Below are 20,193 nucleotides of genomic sequence, written 5' to 3' on the forward strand. Positions count from 1 at the left end.
TAAACTAGACTTTTAAAGGCGAAAAAACAAGCACTTTTTTCAAAATTTCGTATTTTATTGAGGAAATGGCGATTTTTGACTCACATTTGCACCTCGCAAGACTACCGCAACCCCTTGAACTGGCACGGGAACTGCATGAACGCGGTTACCGGTACAGGGCCGTGGCGTGCGAACCGTGGGAATGGAAGGCCGTCGACGGAATATGGGCAAAAGCCTCCGAAGCCGGCTGGTTCGAGGGATGCGGACGCAGTTACGGACTGCACCCGATGATTGCAGCACAAGTTGCGGAAGGAGCGATCAACGGGGGTCCAGAGGACCTATGGACAGAACTGCGACGGCTTTTGGAAAGCGACCCGTTCGCCCAGGTCGGAGAGGCGGGACTGGACCGACGGTATGCGGGCTATGAACCAGGCGGAGTGCAAGAGAAGGTTTTTCGCAAGCAGGCGGAAATGGCTCTCGAACTCGGGCGAGACCTGCAAATCCATTGCGTGGGCGACTACGGGCGCATAATCAGGGTGTTGCGCGAAACCGGGTTCGACGCGGGCTTAAAATGCGCGGGCGTTAAACAGCCGCGCCCCGTATTCCACAGGTTCGGCGGCGACGCGGGCATCGTGAAAGCGGGCCTTTCGCTGGGCGCATTCTTTTCCGTTCACGCAGATACACTCCGCAAGAAGGCGACGCGGGAAGCCCTCACGCTCATACCGCGGGAGCATCTCCTTTTCGAGACGGACGCCGACGAATCGTTTGTCGAAACGTTTATCGCCACGCGCGGGCCAAAAGAAGCCACCTCGCCACGAGATGTCGCCGTGATGCTCGAAGATACGCTCAGAGACATTGTTACAAGATTCTCGCCGTCTCCCCAAAGAGGATAACTCTACTATGGCAACAAGTTGCCAAGTATCGTATAGCGAGAATGACGATGCAGGCAACTTCGCGAGAATGACGAGACAAGCCCTAATTCAAAACAGTCGTGTCCCTGAACAGCGGGTTTGCGGGTTCCGCCTTCGCAGGCGTCGGCGTGATGTCGGCAAACTGCCGGAACAGTTCTGCAATGCGCTCGGCGAGCGTTTCTGCGGGGGCCGTACCGAGTTCGAATACCGCCTGCAGGGGCGAAGTGCCCACGTACCGCATGGGGCAAGTGCTCTTGCCGGCAATCTCCCCCAGTACACGCGTTTCTATAGGCGGGAACTCCACGAAAGTCGCCACCAGGATTCCCTTGCGCTGCTGCAGGCCCTGCATGCGGAGCCTTCCGGCGTGTAGCCCGATTTCGGTTACGAGAAGGAGCATGTTCGCGGGTACGGGCAGTTCACCAAAACGGTCCACAAGTTCCTGCCGGATGCTTTCCACCTCCGCAGAACTCGAGATGCGGGCAATCCGCTGGTACATCCCGATGCGGGTAAGGCCATCCTGGATGTAGTCCTCGGGCAAGTAGGCATCCACGCCGATTTCCACACGCGGCTGCACCGGCTTTTCGGTAGTGCCCCCGCGGAGCATTTCCACCGCCTCGCGAACCAGGCGCACATACGTCTCGAAACCCACTTCGGCAATAAACCCGTGCTGTTCCTGGCCCAGCAGGTTACCCGCACCGCGGATTTCCAAATCGCGCATGGCCAACTGGTAGCCGCTCCCGAGGTCGCTGAACTGTTCCAGCGCTTTTAAACGGCGCATGGATTCCTGAGAAATCTCGCCCCTTGCAGGCGTAACCAGGTAAGCCTTCGCGAGCACGTCGCTACGGCCCACGCGCCCGCGCATCTGGTAAAGCTGGCTTATGCCAAAATGGTGCGCATTCATAATGATGATGGTGTTCGCGTTCGGCACGTCCAAGCCAGATTCAATGATACTCGTGCTCACGAGGATATCGAATTCGCGCGAGAGGAAACTTTCCATCACGCGTTCCAGGTCGCGGTCGTTCATCTGCCCGTGGGCCACGGCCACGCGGGCTTCCGGCACCCACGATTCCACTTCTTCGGCAAGCGTATTGATATTCTGCACGCGGTCGTTCACCACAAAGACCTGCCCGCCCCGCGCCAGCTCGTCACGGATGGCACCGGCCAAAACCATGTCGTCGCGTTTCAGGAGTTTCGTCTCTACCGGCAGGCGGTTCATGGGCGGCGTATTGATAAGCGAGATATCGCGCACGCCTGTCATGCTCAGGTGCAACGTACGCGGAATCGGGGTTGCGCTCATGCTGAGCGTATCCACCGTCATGCGGAGTTCGCGCAATTTTTCCTTCTGCTTCACGCCGAACTTCTGTTCCTCGTCAATGATGAGGAGCCCGATATCCTTGAACTGGTTCTTCTCGCTCAAGAGCGCGTGCGTCCCTACCACGATATCGATTTTCCCTTCGGAGAGCTGCTGGAAAATTTCCTTCTTTTCCTTCGCAGTCTTGTAGCGGTTCACAAGCGCGATATTCACCGGGAATGCGGCAAAACGGTCGCGGAAGTTCTCGTAATGCTGGGCGGCAAGGATTGTCGTAGGCACGAGAATCGCCACCTGCTTCTTGGCGGTAATGCACTTGAACGCAGCCCGCATGGCAACTTCAGTCTTGCCGAACCCAACGTCTCCGCACACAAGGCGGTCCATGGGTTTGCGGCATTCCATATCGCGCTTGATTTCCGCAGTCGCCTTCACCTGGTCGGGAGTAGGTTCGTACTCGAAGGCATCCTCGAATTCCTGTTGCATTCTGCCGTCGGGCGGGAAGGCAAAACCTTCGACAAGTTCGCGTTTCGCATAGAGTTCCACGAGGTCGCGGGCAATCTTTACGACCTTCTCCTTCACGCGCTTCTTGAGGTTTTCCCAGCTCTTGCCTCCCAGGCGGTCGAGCTTCGGAATTTTTTCCTCGGAAACCTCCAGGCGTTCAATCTTCTGCAGGTCCGAAACCGGGAACTTGAGGCGGTCTCCGCCCTCGTATTCCAGCAGGGCGCAATCCACAAGACCGCCGTTTACCTCAACGCGCACGAGCCCGAGGTAGCGGCCCACGCCATGATCCTCGTGTGCAACAAAATCCCCGCGGTTGAGCGATTCCACCATCAGGGCGCTCGTCACCGAGCCCGCAATCTGGCGCTTCCTGGACTTGGTCGCATGGCGGTTGAATATGCGGGTTTCCGTCAAGAAAGCAATTTTTTCGTTATCGAGCCAGAAGCCTTCGCTCAAGTTACCGACAAAGTAATCTGCAACAGGCAATCCCTCGAACACGTGCTTCAGGCGGGCAAGAGCACCCGGAGTAGGCGCGACTACATATACCTCGCCACCGCCTGCACTGAAATCCTCGATTTTCTTCGCCACCTCGGCAGTCCCTGCGCTCGCGAAATCCTGCGGACGCGATTCCACCTTGTACCAATTCGAGGCTTCCGTCTCCACGTGAGTAATATCAAGCGAGGCATGCCCCGGGAACATCATCGCAAGTTCATTGAACTTGAACCAAATTTCGCTTGTAGGTACCACATCGGGCACGGTCGCACGGATTTCATTGTACGTAGATTCGTAGGCGGCATTCATCCGGGATGCCGCCTCCGAAATGGCGGAAAGTTCCTCGAACACGAGGCTTGCCCCCGGCAGGTAATCCAGCAGGCTGCAGTTCAGTTTCTCGTACCGGGCGCGCTTCCACCATAACCCCGTCAGGTCGCCACCGTATTTTGCCAGTTCCGCGTCGGGCAGCGTCCATTCGCCCATCGGGTAGAGCGTCACGCGGTCCATCCGTTCCACGGAACGCTGCGTGAAGATATCGAAACTGCGGATGGATTCAATCTCGTCGCCAAAGAACTCGATGCGTATCGGGTGCGGGTACAAGAAACAGTTCACGTCCACGATGCAACCGCGTACCGAGAACTCGCCCACCGAACTCACTACGGGCTGTTCCACGAATCCATGATCCAGGAACCACGGGCGAAGTGTTGCAGGTTCCAGCACATCGCCCACCTTGAGCGTGCGCATTTCGCGTTTAAATCCGCCGGGAGCGGGCAACTTCATAAGCAGGGCATCTACGGCACAAACGGCAACGACCGGCTTCTGCACATCGCCCACATCACGGAAAAACTTGAGGCGCTCCTCGACAACCCCCTCGAACGGAACCTTCTGTTCGTAGGGTTTGAGCCCTATCGAAGGGAAAAAACGAACAAAGTCCTCGCCCACGAGGCTCTGGAGATTTTCCATCCAGACTTCGGCGCTCTTGAAATCCTTCGCGACAACAAGTATGTTGCCGGGCCGCTCGAAAAAGCGCTTCGCCACCATCACGGAGGCAAGCGGGATAGAGGCCCCGTTTACGTGTATCGCCTCGTTACCCGCATCCGCGAAAAGCGAAAGCGAGCCGGCCGGGATTTCCTGGATAAATTCCTGCAGCGTCATTATGCGTTAGCCTTGCCCTCGGCCTTCAGCTTCTCGATGGCTGCCTTCGCTAGCGCATCCACGCGTTCGTTCCACTTGACTCCCGTATGGGCGGCAACCTTCTCGAACTTCACGCGGAAAAGGAACGGTTTAACCGCAGCCACGTACTGCTGCGCAATATGGCTCTTGGCCTTCCATTCCCCGCGCGCCCAGCGGGCAATACCCTCATAGTCATGGCAAATCGTCGCATACTTGTCGTTCAGGTCGAGCCAGCGCATCGCCTGGTAGCTCGCCATGCACTCGCCGTCTATGTTCCTGCTTTCTGCCGGGAAAACCGTGTAACCCGAACCCGCAGCAACTTCCTTGCCGTCCTCAACCACGACGAACGCCCAACCCGCCTTGTCGCAGCCGGGCATAAAAGATCCATCAACATACACGCGTAGCCCCGCGGGCTCGGCAACTTCCTCACCCGAAAGCCAGGCCTGCGCTTCGGGCATGGTCGAAAAAGACTTGTACTTGAGTCCTTTCGTTCCTCGGACAATCGTCTCGCATTCTTCCCAGGAATTTACGATTTTTCCCCATTCAGGACTCTTGATTGCATAAAACTTCTGCTTCGGCATATGTACAAATTTATATATTTCTCCCAAACATTGGAGTTCTCTTGAAACCGTCGCCATACTTTGCTGACCAGTTCCGCTTTTTCTTCAAACGATTCTCGGGTAACGAGTCGTTGTTCAAGTGGTTTCTGAAAAAAGCGGGCGAAGACTCCCAGGCATTCGATTTCCCCGGCGCACTCAAGAACAACCCGAAAACGCTCGTGTTCCTCCCGCGCGATATGGAAAGTGCGGCAGGGTTCCTGCACAAGATGCCGAACACGTGGTTTGCAAACGTGCTCTGCGTCGCACACGAATCGCTCCATGCGCTGATTTCGGCCAAGCGCGCCCACGCCATATACTTCAGCGACTCGGAATGCCGCTACGGCGAACGTGTTTTCGACGAACTGGAACAGAAAATCCACGAATTTTCCCCTACGGTCTGCATCTACCTCGGGCAACCGTTCCTTCCCAGGCTCTACCTCGCCAAAAGCAGCGGGGCCGGACTGCGTATCGGTTTCAACTGCGAAGCCTATTACCCCTTCCTGAACATGAGCCTCACGCCCGACCAGCTTAGCGAGGCGGAGCTCATCAGCGGCTACTACGGGGTAGGCAAGTGATCCGAGGGACAATCATAACCGAGAACGGCGGCTATGCGGACCTGCACCTGCACACGCGCCTTTCCGACGGCACGCTTTCCGTCGAGGAACTGCTCGCGCTCACCAAGCGCAAGGGCCTCCGGTGCATCTCCATCACCGACCACGACAACCTGGACAGCTACAAGATTGCCGAGGGGCCTGCCCGCGATATCGGGATAGAACTCATTCCGGGCATCGAGATTTCTGCCGTATGGCAGGGCAAGGACATCCACATACTCGGGTACTTCTGCGACCCCACGAACCTCGCGCTCAACATGGAACTCGAGGATTTCGCGAAGCAGCGAATCGCCCGCGTGAAGGCGATTATCAAGAAGTTGAACGCCCTCGGGATAGATATCACCTACGAGAAGGTGCATTCCTACTGCAAGGGAAAGGTCATCGGGCGCCCGCATATCGCCATGTCGCTCGTAGACGAGGAATACATCGGGAACTTTGCGGAAGCCTTCACCAAGTACCTGGGTGACGGCTGCGTCGCCTTCGTCGAAAAGAAGGGACTCAACCCGCAGCAGACCATCCGCCTCATCGAGAACGCGGGCGGAATTGCGGTCCTCGCCCACCCTTACAAGTCGGGCCTTTCCGACGAATTCATCGAGGACATGGTGGAATGGGGAATCAAGGGTATCGAGGTCTACAGCCCCGCACAGAAGGGCGCCGTGGGCCGCAAGTACAAGGAGATGGCCCAGCGTTTCGGGCTCGTGGGTACCGGCGGCTCGGACTTCCACACCGAAGGGGGCGCCTACCCTCCCGGCTGCATGAAGATGCCCTACACCGTGGTTCAGGCCCTCAAGGAATGTCGCGAGAAATCCCGTGCAGAATGGTTCTAGCATGAAGTTCGGCCAGATTCTCGCATACATGCTTTCGGCCCTCGCGCTAATTGCAACGGCAGCAGGCGCGCAGGTCATGAACCCCACGCCCTACGAAAAACCGAAGCCGCAGGATTCCGTGTGGTACGCGCCCGACCGCCCGAGCCCATCCGTGCGCGAGAACGACGCCGGCCGCTGGGGACTCGCCCATACCGAAGTCATGGAACGCCTCTACGACGTCTCGGGTCAAAAATCGGAATGGCTGCTCGGCACCTCCATCCTCGGGAATCCGGAACTCGACCCGTTCTCGATGGGACTTTCAAACGTAAGCCAGCGCTACCCCTCCATGCTCTCGGGCATCTACACCACCCGCCTCGGGTTCGACCCCTCGCGCCTATCGCTCAACGGCGAGAACGGCGTCCTATTCGAGGAACGGCACGGCATTCCCGTAGATACCCCCATTACCGATGTCGCCTGGGAACGCGGTGCCTTCGACGGCAACGCCCTGCACCTTGATTTCCGCAGGCTCGTGACCGACTCGGTGACGCTCGACTTCGGCGTACAGAGCCGTTCCAACAAGAATTCCAAGGAATACGAGTACCAGAACGTCACCAGCTCGCCGTACTTTGCCCTCGGGCGCGACTCCACGAGCATTCCCTTTTCCGGCAGGAACATCGCCGTAAATACGATGCACGTGCAGCCCATGCTCACCTGGCGATTCGGGCTCGGAAGGGCGCACTTCAAGATGAACTACCTCTCGCTCGAGAACGCAGACCAGACTAGCTACAAGGTGCTGCTCGATACGCTCGACCTTTCCAAGCGCACGTTCCAAAAACCGCACTACACCATGGACGAGAAGGCAATCACGTATGGTGGCGGCGTGGAGTTCTACCCCCTCAAGCGACTCACCCTCGGGGCAAGTTTCCATTACGGCACGCACGAGATAGAATACGATTCGCTCGCAGCAATCGCCTACGATTCCAAGACCTGGACCGACACGCTCGGGGTCGAGCACACCGACAGCATGTACTACGACACCACGTGGAAATTCACCTACAACACGATGCTCGGCGATGCATTCGTGCGTTACGGCACGTTCCTCAACCCGACCATCCGCTTCATGTACGAGTTCGTGAACACCGACGAGGAACGCCCCGAATTCAACAAGACTTACTACCAGGACAGGGAAATCGGCTACGGCGAAGTTTCTGACACCATCGGGTTTACGATGTTCCGCGTGCAGGGCGGCATGCAGCGCAACAGTTCCCTCATGGACGAGGTGGATTTCGCCCCTGCATTCTCGGCCGACATGAGCATGTTCCTGCCCTTTGACCTGCGGCTCAACGCCATGTTCCGCCACGACAACAAGTTCCCCGAGGTAAGGCAGCTCAAGTTCAACGAGACCGGAAGGCTATCGTTTGCGAACAAGGAACTCGAATTCGAAAAACGGAACCGTGCGGCAGCCACCCTCGGCTGGTACTCGAAGGAAGTCTACTACGGGCTCGGAGTGCGCTACGAAAGCGCAGAAAACCTCATAAAGCGGCGCTGGGTACTCGGCGAGGGCATGGAATCCGTACCTACAGCATTCCAGTGGACCAACCTCGACGAGGCATCGACCATCGACTGGATTATGAAGGTCGGGTTCAGGCTCGGGAACTGGAAATTCTACCTGGAACGCGGGCAGGTCCTTGACCGCGACGAGCGCATCCTCGACGTGCAGGAGCTCTACTACAAGGGTTCCATCCACTGGCAGAACCGCTTTGTGCGCGACAGGCTCGGCGTGAGCGTCCGCGTGGACTGGCAGTGGTTCGGCACGCACTACGACTGCACCGTGAACGAGGAAGGCCTGCCCGAAATCGAGGAGATGAAGAAGTACCTCGCGCTTGATTTCGAGGCGCGCATGCAGATTCTCACCTTCGAGCTGTATAGCCGCATCGAGAACTTCAACCACAGCATCTACATGCCTGGTTCCGGATACACGCCCGAAGGACTCCGCTTCGCCTACGGCATCGTCTGGACCTTCGGGAACTAAATTTTATATATTCATCAATATGAAAGAACGCATCAAAAAAATTCCCGGACTTGTTATCGATTACCTCAAGTCACTCAACTGGGTCGTGTTGCTCGGCATCGCCCTCTTCTGCATCATTCTCGCAATCGTGAACAACATCCGCGTGGGTGAAGGCAAATCCGTCGAATGGATTGGCACCCAGGACGTGATGGAAAAACCGGCGGACATCCTGTAGGGGGCAACATGGTCGAATGCTTTGAAAAGAACAACATCAAGCGTACGATTGCCTCTGCGGTCGTCCTCCTTATTGCAACCTTCTTTGTTGCCTTCGGGGTGGCCGAAATCAGTTTCCCCGAAAGCATCCTCACGTTCACCGACCACGATTGGCTTCTGGACATCTGGCCCAAGGCATACCGCTACAACATCCACCTAGGTGTTGCCGCCTGCGTCATTTGTGGCCTGCTCGTAATTCCGGCCATCAAGCTGCAGAAGGATTTTGCCATCCGCGCCCTTGAAGTGCTCTGCAGGTTCGGCATCGGCGGCATGTTCATATTCGCCTCCATCTTCAAGATTCAGGACCCGCACCAGTTCGCGACTCTCGTAGCGCAGTACCAGTTCTTCTCGGCCCTGCATATGGATTTCGTGAACAACTTCTTCGCGCTAGTTTATCCGCAATTCGAACTGTGGTTCGGCCTCGCGATGATCTTCACGCCATTCGTGAAGGAATCCGCGTTCGCCATCTTCTGGATGTTCGTGAGTTTCATTATCGCGCTCGCCTGGGCACTCTGGAACGACCTGGGCATTACCTGCGGGTGCTTTGAACTCGAAGGCGCACAGGACAAGGCCGAAGCCTGGACAAGCCTCATCCGCGACCTGATTCTCATCTGGCCCACGCTCTGGCTAGCAATGCGCAAGAACCGTAGCCTCATCGGCATCTGGAAAAAGTAGCGCGCAGAAACCCAATTGAAAAGCCCCGGCTCAACCGGGGCATTTTTCTTAATAGATGTCCGCCTACGCGGACATGACGAAGTATCTTATTTATTCTCTTCGCTGGTGCTCAGCAAGTAAGCATCGATAAACGGCCTGATCTTGCCGTCGAGCACGCCCGCAGTATCGGAGGTCTCGACACCCGTACGCAGGTCCTTCACCATCTGGTAGGGCTGCAACACGTAACTACGGATCTGGCTCCCCCACTCGACCTTCTTCTTCTCGGCCATGCGGGCATCGCGCTTCGCTTCCTCTTCCAAGCGGTAGTGCTCAGCCACCATGGTCTTGAGCATCTTGTAGCAGGTCTCGCGGTTCTGAATCTGGCTGCGTTCCGTCTGGCAGCTCGCCATGATGCCCGTGGGCAAGTGCGTCATGCGCACCGCAGAATCCGTCTTGTTGATGTACTGACCACCTGCGCCCGAAGAACGGTAGGTATCCACGCGCACGTCTGCCATGTCCAGGTCGAACTCGACATCCTCGTGCTCGGGGTACAGGTACACGGCGGTAAAGCTCGTGTGGCGGCGGGCATTCGCGTCGAACGGGCTTATACGCACCAGGCGGTGCACGCCAATCTCCGAACGCAACAGGCCGTACGCGTTCTCGCAGGTCACCTCGATAGTCGCGCTCTTGAGGCCCGCGTCTTCCGCCTCCTGGAAGTCCACAACCTTGAATTCCATGTTCTCGCGCTCGAAGAAGTGCGTGTACATGCGGAACAGCATCAGTGCCCAGTCCTGCGACTCGGTGCCGCCCGCGCCCGGGTGAATCGACATCAGGCAACTGCAGGCATCGTCCGGGCCGTTCAACATCTTCTTGAATTCCATCTTCTCGACACGCGCGCGCAAGTCGGCGATATCGCTCTCGATGGTCTTGGTCAGGTCGGCAGATTCCTCGTCCTTGCTCATCTCGTAGAGTTCGGCAAGGTCATCGCAAGTCTGGGAGACCTCCTTCCAGGAATCGAGGAGGCCACGCAGGTTGCCGATTTTTTTCATCATGGACTGCGCCTTTTCCTGGTCGTTCCACAGGTTCGGGTCGGCAGAGTCCTTTTCGAGGACGTAGAGCTCTTCGGTCTTCGCCTCTAAGTCAAAGATACCCCCAGAGCTTGTCGATACGCGCACGCAGCTCGATAAGCCCGGTATGAGTAGTCTGGAAGGCCATTACTTGCCCCCGATGGCCTGCGGCGGGGTGTACTTCTTGTCGAGGTACTGCACCTTGTAGACCTTGGCAAGTTCGTCCAGGTAGCCCTTGAGCTTCATCTGGCGTTCCTGTTCGGCCTGGAGTCGCAGGTAGTATTCAATCTGGGCCTTGTAGCTTTCGTACTTGCCGTCATTACGTTCGGCAAGCATAAAGATATACACGCCGTCCTTGTCGGTAATCACGTCGGTAATCTCGCCCACCTTGATCTTGCTCACGGCCTTCACGAAAGCATCGCCCTTGCTCTTGGCGGTAAACTTCGGCATCACGCCGCCGGTCTTCTTCGCATCCTTGTCTTCGCTGTAGATGGCGGCAAGCTGGGCAAACGGAGCCTTCTTGGAACGCACCTGGGCGGCAAGGCCCTTCAGCATGTCCTTCGCGTCGTTGATTTCCTGAGCCTTCTTGCCCTTCGTAGAAATCCAGATTCGGGCGCCGCTGATGGAGTCGTTAATGACGGCCTTTTCCTTGTTGAGTTCCCAGAAAGCCTTCTTCTTCTCTTCGGTCGGGTCCTTCGGGAACGGTACCTTCTTCGCAAGGAGTTCCTCGCTCTTCAGCTGGTCCTCAATCTTCTCGCGGAACTGGGCCATCGTCTGGCCGCTCTGCTTCAGCTGCTTCTGGAAGGCGTCTTCGCTCGGGAACTGCTTCTTGAAGAGCGTCGCAAGGCTATCCACGCGGTTAGCGGGCACCTTGATGCCGAGCTTCTTGCATTCGAGCTTCACGAGTTCCTGGCCCACGAGGTTGTCAATAACCGCATAGCGGACCTGAGTCATGGTCTCGTCGTTCACCTTCTTGCCCTGGAACTGCTGCAAGGCAAGCGCCTGGGTCAGGCTATCAATACGACCCGCAGAAAAACCGACCTTTTCCACACGAATGACGTCGATGCTCTTGCTATTGAGGAGCTGCGCCGAAGCAATGCCCGCGGCAAGCGCCACGGTAAGGACACCACGAGAAATAAGTTTAAGAGACATTATCTATCCTTGTTAAAAATTTCCGCGCTATAATATAGCAAAAGGCGAGAGCCGCGACAAAAGCATATATGCTTTTTGGCATGGCCGAGCCGTACTAGATGCACTCCGAAGGAGTGCCATATAGAAAAAGTGAGCAAGGCGAGTGAAGCAGGACTGCTCGCAGGCCTATTTCCGAGCCGCAGCCACGGACGCCAAAGGCGTCAAAAAGCGCCCCAAAAATCGGGACGCCGTATAAAATCAGCTTCGTAGGTTTATTTTGCAGTTAAACAGGCGCTTGCACCCCTCGCACAAGCCCCTAGCAGCCCGCGACGTCGCCGTCGCGGTCACCATTGCAAGTATTGCAAGAGGAAGTGTTTCCGCAGGGCAGCAGCTCCTCGGCTTCGTAAACCGGCTTGGTCTTCGTTTCGCCCGAATACTTGATGTACTTCACGTCGGCAAACGACACGCCGAGAGTGAACGTGATGACGCCCATGGAGCCGCCGGTCGTCGTGCATCCCGGATACAGGATGGTAGCGAACAGGGTATCGCCCCTGAGTTCCGCATTGAGCCCATCGAAGGTGCAACGGTCGTCCACAAGCACGCCATCGTCACGGAAGGTAACGGACCCGCTAGCGCTTTCCACTTTCACGACGCGCGGAGCAACCGCCGGACCGCCGCGAAGCATGGCCGAGACGTCGGTCGCCTTTTCATTAATGTACGTGGTCGGAGGCGGCAGGTACACCCACTTGTTGTTTACGCACTGGTAAGCGCGGCCATAGAATTCCAGCAGGGTGTCCGTGTCGCAGGGCTCCAGGTCAGGCCTGCGGATTCCGTCGGGAATGCCGTCGCCGTTGCAGTCGCTACCCGGAGGGCAGGCATTTGCGCGTGTCCAATAATTCGCGACGCATCTGTAATCTTCACCGGTTACGCAGTCGGTAGCGACCTCACCGTTTCGTCCGACGCAGTTTCCTTCTGCGCTCATCCCGTCAAAATCGGTAATATGTTCGCAGGTAGGCTTTATCTGCGTCCAGAGTCTGTCGCTGCATACATAGTCAGGGCCACCCTTGCAGTCAAGAACCACAGCGCCTTCTTCACTGCAATGGTTGCAGGCCTCGTTCGTCACCGGGCATAGGTCACCTTCACAAGGCGGGCACATCTGATCCATGTCGATGCATTTTCCGGCAACACAATATTGCGTATAGCCCATCTTGCAGAGTTCCTCCTCGGTGTATCCGCATTCGGGCATGAATGCTTCACACTGCTTTTGCAGCAAGGAGCTGGAACTGGAGTTTTCCGCAATGTCGGAGCTGCTTTCGGGAACAGTCTCGCTGGAGGCGGGCTCGCCGTTGCTGGATTCGGGCGGAACGTCCCCGTTGCTGGATTCGGGCGGAACGTCCCCGTTGCTCGAGGAACTTGCATCCGTGCTCTCGATGGCAGAGGACTTCTCGTCGCCGCCGGTCGGGGCGCTCGGGCTGTCGCTATCGCAGGCGGCAAAGATGAATGCGGCAAGCGCCACGGAGGCAATCCCGCAAGCAGGCTTAAGCATTTTCGTTTTCATACGTTTCTCCTTTTATCAAATCTAGTTTGTCCATTCGACAATCGTTTTTATCTATCTCAAATATATAACTTTTTTTCGCAAAAGTCAATAGATTCATAGAACAAAATTTAAATAATTTCATCAAAATCGCTATATTTTTTATTGTTCCACATCATTTTATTCTATATGCAACAAACATCGCACGCATATAGAACAATCCCCCTCACGAAAGTCGCCCAAATGTCTCGCGAGCCACAAAAAGAACAAAAGCACAAAAAATCCGCCCCGAACGGAGCGGACTTCAAATTTCCTGCTTTCCTTAAAACGTCAGGGTTTGACCTCACCGGTTCGGAAATCATAAATTCCGTAAGTATAGAAAACCTCCCCTTCCTCGAACTTCTGCCCTTCGCGTCGTTTCTTTTCGTACGAAGCCTTCAAGCGCTTTGCTATTTCCGAAATGATTTCCTGCGATACAATCCCGTCTATGCTGTTCTGGTATTTCGCCGATTGGGCATCCTGGTACTTGAACTCGAACTTGCCCTTCTTGAACACCCCCTCGAAAAAAACGCCGACAATCCCCGAATCAAAAGCCTCGATGGCCTTCCCCACAAAATTACCTTCCTCGTTGCCCAAGGAATCCACGACGACCCAGTTCCTTATCTGGTCCTGCGTGAACGAGACTTCATCGCCCTTCTTGTATTCCTTAAGGAGCTGAATTTCGTTAGCCACAATTCCCTGGAATCGATCTCCCAGGCATTGGGTGACAAAAACGAAAACCATCTCCTTCGTCCCGTCCTTGTCGACAAGATTAATCTGCACATCGAGCACACGCTTTTCGCGCACATAGTCGCCCGCAATGTATTTCTTCTTGACCGCAGGGAACGTCGCCCTAGCCTTTTCGATATACGGGGCAATGAGTTTTTCCATATCAGTGTTCATGTTGAACAACTTGTCCTCGGCTGCGTGACCGCACACGCAAAGCACCGCAAGCAGCGAAATCACGCGAAAGAGTCTAGAAAACATATTCATACCTCACTAAAAATAATACAAAAATCAAAAAATGGGGATTAAAAAGCTGTTTTTGAGGTTCTACAATCCCCAATTTTACATACAAAATAACACAAAATGATACATTCACAGCGTTCAAACACTGATATTGCAAAAAAAATGGGGATTAAACCGGCATTTTTTGTGTATTTCATCCCCACAAAAAACCAAATTAGACTTTTTTCGCACAAACAAACTAACAAACTGGGGATTGGACAGGCTATTTTTCAGCAGTTTAATCCCCAATTTCCGCAAAAACAAAAAATCCGCCCCAAACGGAGCGGACATGAAATTTTGGTCTGGATCCTTCGACTACGAACCTAACGGTTCTTCTACCCAAAGGGCATAACTCAACTAGAGAACTAAAGTTCTAAGTTTCGTTTAGCTCAGGATGACACACCCATTCAAGAAGCGCAGAGAGCCTAGCGAGAGCAGGAACGCTCGCCCGTAGCGTACTAACGTACGTGAGGGCGAGAGTGACGAACTATCGCGACGGCTATATGCGTTTCTATCCGAGGGTAACCTCTACTTTGTGGATTCCCTTCGTGAAGATCGGGGCGACATTGGAATCGATTTCCTTGCCGTCCACCACCATCTTGGCGACACCCTTGCACACGTGCTTCGGGTTCTTCACCGTAATCTGGTAGGTAGCGCCACGGAACTTACGGGTTGCTTCGAAGCCATCCCACTTGGACGGGATGCAAGGATCAACCACGAGGCCCTTGTAGTTGGCGCGGATACCGATGATGAACTGCGTGGCAGCCTGGTACGTCCAGGTGGAGGTACCGGAGAGCCATGCGTTACGGCCCATACCGAACTGTTTGTGTTCGTCACCGAGGATGTTCTGCGGGTAGCAGTACGGTTCGGACTCGAACACGTCGAGGATGCCGTTCTTGGAAGCCGGGTTAATCTGGTTGTAGTACTGGAAGGCATTGTCGCCACGGCCGAGGATGGTTTCGGCAATCATCACCCACGGGTTGGTGTGGAGGAAGATACCGCCGTTTTCCTTGGCTCCGGGAGGATAGGTGGAGATGCCACCCACGGCCGGTTCAAAGCCGCGGTAACCCGGAGTGGAGCTCTTCACGCCGTACTTGGTGTTGAGGAGCTTGTTCAGGCTGTCCATGCCCTGCTTGGCGCGGTCGCCGTAAGCGATGCCGGCGATAACCGGCCAGGACTGGCCGTTGCAGTAGATCTTGCCGTACTTGGCCTTGGCAACACCGTAGCCGTTGCCGTCCTTGTCGAACCAGCGGGTCCACCACTTGCCGTCCCAGGCGCTCTTGTTGAAGGCGGCCTTGACGTCTTCGTACCAGCCCTTGTACATTTCGACGGCCTTCTTGTCGCCGAGGGCTTCTTCGATGTCCATCATTTCGAGCAAGGCCTTGGCATACAAGGCGGTGTTGAACGTGGATTCTGCACCGAGCGGGAGGTTCATGCAGTCGTTCCAGTCAGCAAAGCCGAGGAGCGGGAGGTTGTGCTTGCCGAGGTGTTCACGGGTGAACTTCAGGGCGCGCTTCAAGTGTTCGAGGACAGTGCCCTTCGGGCGGTCCTTGCGCTTCTTGCCGGCGACGTAGAACGGAATCTCTTCCTTGAGGAGATCCATCTTGCCGGTTTCCTTGAGGTAAGAAGCCACAGTGAGGATGATCCAGAGGTGGTCGTCGCCGTACCAGTCGGCATACATCGGATTGCCCTTGGCATCCTTGACGCCGGCCTTTTCGCGGGAGTCGCCGGCGTTCGCTTCGTTGCCGTTATCTTCGGCGAGGGCGAGCGGGGCGTACTGGTGCATGGCGTTACCTTCGGGGCGCTGCACGGAGATGAGGTTCTTGGTGAGGACCAATGCTTCTTCCGGCATGTGGCTCATCACGCCCATCAAGTCCTGCGTGGAGTCACGGTAACCGATACCGCGGCTGGTGCCGTAGCCCAGCTGGTACAGGGAGAGGTAGCGGCTCCAGTTCTTGGTGGTGTGGCACTGGCGCGGGTTGTGGACGTTCACCATCGTGTTGAAGGAAGCGTCCGGAGTCTTCACCTGGATCGTGGAGAGGTAGTTTTCCCAGAACTTGGCAAGTTCGTCGAAAGCCTTGTCGACGTTCTTGAGGTCGCGGTACTTGGCGATAGCCTTGGCAGCAACCTTGAGGCTCTGTTCCTGACCGAGCTGGGTGCAGCAACGGAAAGTCTTCTTGGCGGCAATCTTGCCACCGTGAATCATGAGGGCGGCGATGTTGTCACCACGGTCGCATTCGCTGTTGGAAAGTTCCTTGTTGCCCAAGGAGAGCGGAGCGGCCCAGGAGCCCATTTCGTTCGCGCCGAGGAACACGCGGCGGTCACCATCGAAGCTACCGACCTTGCAGTTCGCAGTCACATAGTTCACGGCGTAGTCGCGCTTCATGTAGGCGTACTGTTCAAGCACCACATGGCCGTCCTTTTCCCAGTGGCCCTTGAGGGTCATGGTCTGCGGAACCCAGTCGGCGTTCGTGAGCTGCTTTTCAGCTTCGAAGTGGCTGAATTCATAGACCGGGATAATGTCCACTTCCTTGGCGGCACCACCGAGGTTCGTCACCTGGATGTCCTGGAGGAGAGTGTTGGAGCCCGTCGGCACGAAAATCGTGACCTGGGTGCGCAGGCCGCAACATTCGGCAATCCAGCGCATGTAAGAAAGACCCACGTGGCATTCCCACTTGTCCATCTTGGTGAGGGTGGGAACGACAAACGGAGAGAACACCGTGTAGCCCTTGGCTTCCTTGATACGGATGTAGATGGTGCTGGCCTTGAAGTCAGAGCACGGCATCTGAGCGATGTACTTGGTGATACGGTTCAGGGCCGGGTCGCCCTTGCAAACCAGGGTACCGCCGGTGGTATCCACGATACCGCCGAAATTCAAAGTACCGACGTAGTTGCACCACTTGATCGGGGTTGCCGGCGTGGTGAGCACGTATTCTTTTGCAGCGTCATCGAAGTAGCCGTACTGGGCGGCAGCGGCCTTGGGGGCAGCCTTCTTGACACTCTTCTTCTGTTTTGTAGCCATTGTATCTCCGTAAGAGGGGGTTGTTAAATTTAACGCGGTAAATATAGATTTTTAGACGAAAGACGATAAATGCATAAGGCGAATATCGCGGAAAAAAACGTGTTTTTTTACATGATTGAGCCTAGCATTTAGCACATGTGCATAGACGAAAGACGAAAGAAAGTGGTGAAAAGCTTTTCTATTTCACGCGAAGCGTCATTTTAAATCTATCGTCTATAGTCTACAGGCTCGCAGAGCCGTTCTTTCGTCTAACCTTTCTGGTTGAAGTTCTCGAAATCGCGGTTACCGAAGTTGATGTAGAAGTAGCCGTCGAGCTTCTTGTTGCGGATGGGGTCGCGCAGGATGCCGATGGCAGCACGCACGTACTTGAGTTCCACAAGAATGTGGTCGCGGCTCATGCAGTTGAGGAACGGGCCCTCGGGGTAAAGCGTGGGGCGCGGTTCTTCGGCAATCATCTTCTCCAGGCGCTCGATTTCTTGCACCAGACGGCGTTCATGCGCCTCGAGGGTGCGGATGAGTTCCTTGTTCTCGGCACCGTAAAGGAAGGCGAAGCCCAAGGTGCGCGGGTCGTCGTTGAACCCGGTCAGGTGCTTCAGGACCTCCTTGCGGAGCACGTCCTTACCCTTCTCGGTGATGCTGTACATCATGCGTTCGGGGCGGTTTCCCTCACGTTCGGTACGGCCCAAAATACACTCGTTCTTCTCGAGCGTCGTCAGGCGGTTGTAAACGGTAGATGTGCTCAGGTTGGCCCAGCGGTCAAGTTCACGGGAACTGATTTCCGTGATAATGTCGTAGCCGCTACGCTCCTTCTCCAGGATCAGGCCCAGGAGGACCAGGTCGTATCGATTCATTTTATACCTTCTATTCCAAATTTCAGAATGCCAAAGGCACCCCTATTCCAACTTGGAATATATTATCATTTTTGCGAAAAAGTGTACTCGTTACAAAAAAAATTGCAATTTTTACCTTATGTTTCAGAAAGTTTACTCCCGTATGCAATAAACCGGCGCCGCCAAGCGGCGCCCACGCAAATAATCCGCTCTGACCATAGTCACTAGTCTCCAATGGAGCGGATTATTAAGTGTCGGGAGGGTCTCAGGGAGGGCTTCCCCGGTGGGAGCCCTCCCTAGTCGTATAACAAAAATCCCCGCGGCCTTGCGGCCACGAGGACTTTTGTTAGGAGGAGAACTTTTCCTAATAAGGCATTATGCCTTATTGAGACGATCCTGGATCATGTCGATGATTTCGGAGAGTTCCTTCGGGAGGTGCTTGCCGAACTTCGGATAGTGGTTTTCCTTAACGTCGGCGAGTTCCTTCTTCCAGCCTTCCACATCAACCTTGAGGATTTCCGGGAGGGTTTCCTTGTAGTAGTCAGCGAGACCGTCAGTGTTGAGGGTCTTCGGCATGTAACCGATAGCGGTTTCAACAACGTTGGAGTTATCGCCGTTGCAACGGTCGAAGATCCAAGCGAGCACGCGGCTGTTGTCGCCGTAACCCGGCCACATGAAGCCACCCGGAAGCTTTTCGTTGTTGGCATCCTTACGGAACCAGTTAACGTAGAAGATCTTCGGGAGCTTGTCTTCGGTAGACTTCTTACCGATTTCGATCCAGTGCTTGAAGTAGTCACCCATGTTGTAGCCGCAGAACGGGAGGATTGCGAACGGGTCGCGACGGATCTTACCGACCTGAGAGGCGTCAATCGTAGAGGCAGCCGTGATTTCGGAACCCACGATGGAGCCGAGGAACACGCCGTGGTTCCAGCTGAGGGACTGGTGAACCAGAGGAATGGTGGACGGACGACGGCCACCGAAGAGGATTGCGTCGATAGGCACGCCAGCAGGATCTTCCCATTCCTTAGCAATGCACGGGCACTGCTTAGCCGGAGCGGTGAAGCGAGCGTTCGGGTGAGCCATTTCTTCACCCTTAGGAGCCTTGTCCTTCGGGAGAGCGTCACGGGTCTTGCCCTTCCAGTCAACGAGCTTGCCCTGTGCCGGGTAGCCGATGCCTTCCCACCACACGTCGCCGTCTTCAGTGAGAGCGCAGTTGGTGTAGATGGTGTTCTTTTCGGCAGAGATAAGAGCGTTCTTGTTGGATTCTGCAGAAGTACCCGGGGCAACACCGAAGAAGCCAGCTTCCGGGTTGATAGCATAGAGACGGCCATCCTTGCCAAACTTCATCCATGCAATGTCGTCACCGATGGTTTCGACCTTCCAGCCCGGGATAGTCGGGATGAGCATGGCGAGGTTCGTCTTACCGCAAGCAGACGGGAATGCGCCAGTCACGTACTTGACTTCGCCCTTCGGGTTGGTGAGCTTGAGGATGAGCATGTGTTCAGCGAGCCAGCCTTCGTCGCGAGCGAGAACGGTAGCGATACGGAGAGCGAAGCACTTCTTACCGAGAAGAGCGTTTCCACCGTAGCCCGAACCGTAGGACCAAATGAGGCGTTCTTCCGGGAACTGGGTGATGTACTTGTATTCAACGTCAGCGCAGGGCCAGATGCCGTTGTCGCTTTCGCATTCGCGGAGCGGCTTACCAACGGAGTGGAGGCACGGAACGAATTCAGCGTTCACGTCTGCATTGAAGATGTCGAGAACCTTCTTACCGGCGCGAGTCATGATGTCCATGTTGAGAACAACGTATTCGGAGTCCGTGACTTCGATACCGTTCTTGGAGATCGGGGAACCGAGCGGGCCCATGCAGAACGGAATCACGTACATGGTACGGCCGTGCATACAACCCTTATAGAGCTTACGCATCGTCTGCTTGAGTTCAGACGGGTCGATCCAGTGGTTGGTCGGACCGGCGTCTTCTTCCTTCACAGAGGAAATGAAGGTACGGGATTCGACGCGGGCCACGTCAGACGGGAGAGAACGGAACAGGTAGCAGTTTTCCTTCTTGGCGAGCTTCGTGGCGAGGCCAGCCTTGACGCACTTCTGCATAAGGGCATCGTATTCTTCCTTGGAGCCGTCAACGACAACGACGTTGTCCGGTTCGCACATGGCAATCATTTCATTCACCCAAGTACTGATCTTCGGGTGCTTGATATCGTTAAGGGTAAGACTCATTATGAGCTCCT

General features: G+C 55.6%; 15 protein-coding genes. 6 read left to right on the forward strand and 9 right to left on the reverse strand.

Translation table 11 applies throughout. The features are described 5' to 3' along the window. The first annotated feature begins 65 nt into the window (after positions 1 to 65). Positions 66 to 872, forward strand: coding sequence for a TatD family hydrolase (locus CRO08_RS07215; RefSeq protein ID WP_097035613.1), 807 nt, complete (start codon positions 66 to 68; stop codon positions 870 to 872). 82 nt (positions 873 to 954) lie between these two features. Here the strand turns inward: CRO08_RS07215 and mfd are convergent, their stop codons facing one another. Then, a complete protein-coding gene (gene mfd, locus CRO08_RS07220; RefSeq protein ID WP_255252272.1) occupies positions 955 to 4,344 on the reverse strand; it encodes a transcription-repair coupling factor in 3,390 nt (1,129 codons plus the stop codon). Beyond that, entirely contained in the window at positions 4,344 to 4,943 is a 600-nt protein-coding gene (locus CRO08_RS07225) for a viroplasmin family protein (protein ID WP_097035615.1), read from the reverse strand. Before CRO08_RS07225 ends, mfd begins: the two co-directional genes overlap by 1 nt. 41 nt (positions 4,944 to 4,984) lie before the next feature. Between CRO08_RS07225 and CRO08_RS07230 the strand changes: the two genes are divergently transcribed. Genes CRO08_RS07230 through CRO08_RS07250 form a run of 5 tightly spaced genes read left to right on the forward strand, consistent with a single transcriptional unit; the run spans position 4,985 to position 9,337 of the window. Then, positions 4,985 to 5,536 (forward strand): hypothetical protein, encoded by a 552-nt coding sequence (locus tag CRO08_RS07230; RefSeq protein WP_097035616.1) that lies wholly within the window; start codon positions 4,985 to 4,987, stop codon positions 5,534 to 5,536. Further along, a complete protein-coding gene (locus tag CRO08_RS07235; RefSeq protein WP_083535404.1) occupies positions 5,533 to 6,399 on the forward strand; it encodes a PHP domain-containing protein in 867 nt (288 codons plus the stop codon). Before CRO08_RS07230 ends, CRO08_RS07235 begins: the two co-directional genes overlap by 4 nt. Beyond that, complete coding sequence (locus tag CRO08_RS07240; protein ID WP_255252273.1) at positions 6,383 to 8,410, forward strand: hypothetical protein; 2,028 nt, start codon at positions 6,383 to 6,385, stop codon at positions 8,408 to 8,410. The genes CRO08_RS07235 and CRO08_RS07240 overlap by 17 nt, the downstream gene beginning before the upstream one ends. Positions 8,411 to 8,429: 19 nt before the next feature. Next, entirely contained in the window at positions 8,430 to 8,624 is a 195-nt protein-coding gene (locus CRO08_RS07245; RefSeq protein WP_072810814.1) for a hypothetical protein, read from the forward strand. A gap of 8 nt (positions 8,625 to 8,632) precedes the next feature. Continuing rightward, the gene (locus CRO08_RS07250) at positions 8,633 to 9,337 is read left to right on the forward strand and encodes a MauE/DoxX family redox-associated membrane protein (protein WP_097035618.1); all 705 of its coding nucleotides are present in this window, start codon (positions 8,633 to 8,635) and stop codon (positions 9,335 to 9,337) included. 86 nt (positions 9,338 to 9,423) lie between these two features. On the opposite strand, the gene prfB is transcribed toward CRO08_RS07250, so the two are convergent. From prfB to CRO08_RS07290, 7 genes are all read right to left on the reverse strand, one after another. Beyond that, positions 9,424 to 10,531 (reverse strand): peptide chain release factor 2 gene (gene prfB, locus CRO08_RS07255; protein ID WP_101956416.1). Its coding sequence is split into 2 segments (ribosomal slippage): positions 9,424 to 10,458 and positions 10,460 to 10,531, totalling 1,107 coding nucleotides; the frame shifts between segments, so codons are not numbered across the junction. After that, positions 10,531 to 11,535 carry a peptidylprolyl isomerase gene (locus CRO08_RS07260; protein ID WP_097035620.1) on the reverse strand — a complete coding sequence of 335 codons (1,005 nt, stop codon included), beginning with the start codon at positions 11,533 to 11,535 and terminating at the stop codon, positions 10,531 to 10,533. Before CRO08_RS07260 ends, prfB begins: the two co-directional genes overlap by 1 nt. Positions 11,536 to 11,830: 295 nt before the next feature. Further along, the gene (locus CRO08_RS07265; protein WP_141398269.1) at positions 11,831 to 13,072 is read right to left on the reverse strand and encodes a hypothetical protein; all 1,242 of its coding nucleotides are present in this window, start codon (positions 13,070 to 13,072) and stop codon (positions 11,831 to 11,833) included. Between the two features lie 306 nt (positions 13,073 to 13,378). Next, positions 13,379 to 14,074 carry a DUF2314 domain-containing protein gene (locus CRO08_RS07270; RefSeq protein WP_176495083.1) on the reverse strand — a complete coding sequence of 232 codons (696 nt, stop codon included), beginning with the start codon at positions 14,072 to 14,074 and terminating at the stop codon, positions 13,379 to 13,381. A gap of 532 nt (positions 14,075 to 14,606) precedes the next feature. Then, positions 14,607 to 17,117: a glycosyl transferase gene (locus CRO08_RS07280; protein ID WP_097035624.1), complete on the reverse strand. Its 2,511-nt coding sequence runs from the start codon at positions 17,115 to 17,117 to the stop codon at positions 14,607 to 14,609. A 248-nt stretch (positions 17,118 to 17,365) separates the two neighbouring features. Then, the gene (locus tag CRO08_RS07285; RefSeq protein ID WP_097035625.1) at positions 17,366 to 17,968 is read right to left on the reverse strand and encodes a PadR family transcriptional regulator; all 603 of its coding nucleotides are present in this window, start codon (positions 17,966 to 17,968) and stop codon (positions 17,366 to 17,368) included. 354 nt (positions 17,969 to 18,322) lie between these two features. Further along, positions 18,323 to 20,182 (reverse strand): phosphoenolpyruvate carboxykinase (GTP), encoded by a 1,860-nt coding sequence (locus CRO08_RS07290; protein ID WP_097035626.1) that lies wholly within the window; start codon positions 20,180 to 20,182, stop codon positions 18,323 to 18,325. Positions 20,183 to 20,193 lie beyond the last annotated feature (11 nt).

It is taken from the genome of Fibrobacter sp. UWT3, assembly GCF_900230125.1.
Taxonomy (GTDB): domain Bacteria; phylum Fibrobacterota; class Fibrobacteria; order Fibrobacterales; family Fibrobacteraceae; genus Fibrobacter.

Bases quoted from the DNA above. Each gene is read 5' to 3' on its own strand.
- CRO08_RS07215 (WP_097035613.1), top strand. From the start codon at position 66: ATGGCGATTTTTGACTCACATTTGCACCTCGCAAGACTACCGCAACCC.
- mfd (WP_255252272.1), bottom strand. From the start codon at position 4,344: ATGACGCTGCAGGAATTTATCCAGGAAATCCCGGCCGGCTCGCTTTCG.
- CRO08_RS07225 (WP_097035615.1), bottom strand. From the start codon at position 4,943: ATGCCGAAGCAGAAGTTTTATGCAATCAAGAGTCCTGAATGGGGAAAA.
- CRO08_RS07245 (WP_072810814.1), top strand. From the start codon at position 8,430: ATGAAAGAACGCATCAAAAAAATTCCCGGACTTGTTATCGATTACCTC.
- CRO08_RS07250 (WP_097035618.1), top strand. From the start codon at position 8,633: ATGGTCGAATGCTTTGAAAAGAACAACATCAAGCGTACGATTGCCTCT.
- CRO08_RS07260 (WP_097035620.1), bottom strand. From the start codon at position 11,535: ATGTCTCTTAAACTTATTTCTCGTGGTGTCCTTACCGTGGCGCTTGCC.
- CRO08_RS07265 (WP_141398269.1), bottom strand. From the start codon at position 13,072: ATGAAAACGAAAATGCTTAAGCCTGCTTGCGGGATTGCCTCCGTGGCG.
- CRO08_RS07270 (WP_176495083.1), bottom strand. From the start codon at position 14,074: ATGTTTTCTAGACTCTTTCGCGTGATTTCGCTGCTTGCGGTGCTTTGC.
- CRO08_RS07280 (WP_097035624.1), bottom strand. From the start codon at position 17,117: ATGGCTACAAAACAGAAGAAGAGTGTCAAGAAGGCTGCCCCCAAGGCC.
- CRO08_RS07285 (WP_097035625.1), bottom strand. From the start codon at position 17,968: ATGAATCGATACGACCTGGTCCTCCTGGGCCTGATCCTGGAGAAGGAG.
- CRO08_RS07290 (WP_097035626.1), bottom strand. From the start codon at position 20,182: ATGAGTCTTACCCTTAACGATATCAAGCACCCGAAGATCAGTACTTGG.